Annotated in this window: 1 protein-coding gene; it reads right to left on the reverse strand. The window is 58.2% G+C overall.

The window, feature by feature from the left end; all coding sequences use genetic code 11:
• Positions 1 to 13: 13 nt before the first annotated feature.
• Positions 14 to 1,288 carry an IS4 family transposase gene (locus MU521_RS21295; protein WP_250864859.1) on the reverse strand — a complete coding sequence of 425 codons (1,275 nt, stop codon included), beginning with the start codon at positions 1,286 to 1,288 and terminating at the stop codon, positions 14 to 16.
• Between the last annotated feature and the right edge of the window lie 115 nt (positions 1,289 to 1,403).

Consider the following 1,403-nt stretch of genomic DNA (forward strand, 5'->3'; position numbering starts at 1 on the left):
CATTCGTCTTTAGCTAAGACTCACACCTCGGTTGTGTAGCGGTAGCGAGCGTCTCCTGTAAGATCGGTCGTTGCTGGTGAATCTTCTGAGCGTCCTCGATCAGCCGCTCCAGCAACGGCGGTGGCGAGTACCCGAGATACTCACCGAGTTCGTGGAGGATGAGCTGGGCGTGCGACCGGAAGGTCGCCGCCCAGCGTTCCGGTGGAAACACGATCTCGTCGTCAGCCTGCTCGGTGACCAGATCCAACAGCTCACGACTCACCAGCAGTGACAGCAACGCCGCATACAGCAGAATTTTCACCACATCCGGGTCGCTTGTGTCGAACTCGTCCAACTCGTACTGCGTCTTCAGTTCACGAAACAGCGTTTCTACCTCCCACCGACACCGATACAGCGTTGCTAAATCCGCCGGGAAAAACTCCTCTCTTGGCAGATTCGTGATGTAGAGGTGGTAGTCGTCGGCGTCCTCGTCACGGACGCCGACGACGCGGAATCGCTTCGTGTCCAGCGAGCGCGTTCCCTCGTACTGGCCCCGCTTGAACTCCGCTTCGACCTCTACGTCGATGTACTTCCGCGAGAGATCATCGACCACATCGTGGATCTGCTTGCCCTCCAAGGGAATGGCGCGGCCGCGCCATTCCCGCAATTCCTCCGTTATCAGCGGATTCGCGTTCTCTTTCAGCCGACTCACGAAGTAGCCGTCGTTCTCATCGATCAACGCGAAGCGGCGATACTTGAAGTACGCTCGATCGAACAGAACAAGCCGTCCTTGCAGCCACGATCCCGTCTTGAACAGCGTGCTGTCGTGCGTTTTCTCGTCCGTCACGTCGATTCGTTCAATCGTCTCATCGGTGGCGTTGTGGAGCAGGTGGAGCTTCGCTCCAGCCTGCTCCTCGTGACGGGCCTGGAACTCATCAGAGAGGAACTCGTGCAACCGCATCACCGTTCCATCGGCGATCATCACGTCCCTGAATCGGTCGATATCAGCGTCAACAGTGTCGGGAACAGCGACCTCGTCGAGACCGTGCTCGACGAGGTCGCGGAGGTACTCCGCCAGCGTTGGTGTCAACCGGTGATAGAAGCCACCGGGAGAGATCGTTTCATCAGCTGTCGAGTTGTAGCAGCGTCTGAAGCCAGCGAGTGTTCGGCTCTCGCCTGCGGCGAAGCCGAACACGAGCGCCCACACGAGGACAGGAATCTGAAGCTTCCCCTCACGCTCGACCACGCCGAGTTCCTCGGCGTGCTCTTCGAGGAACTCGGAGGGAAACAGTGTAGTAAGCCGACGCATGATTCTCGATGAGGAGGCTCTGTTGGACACAGCTATCGCCTCCTCATTCCTCTCGAAAAGTAGCCTCGATAAGCCGCTGCTGTCACGCGGTTTCTCTCTTAGCTAAAGACGGATG

This window comes from Halorientalis regularis (genome assembly GCF_023698535.1).
In the GTDB taxonomy this organism is placed as follows: Archaea; Halobacteriota; Halobacteria; order Halobacteriales; family Haloarculaceae; genus Halorientalis; species Halorientalis regularis.

What these genes read in the sequence shown, in the direction of transcription:
- MU521_RS21295 (WP_250864859.1), bottom strand. Translation starts at nt 1,288, where the DNA reads ATGCGTCGGCTTACTACACTGTTTCCCTCCGAGTTCCTCGAAGAGCAC.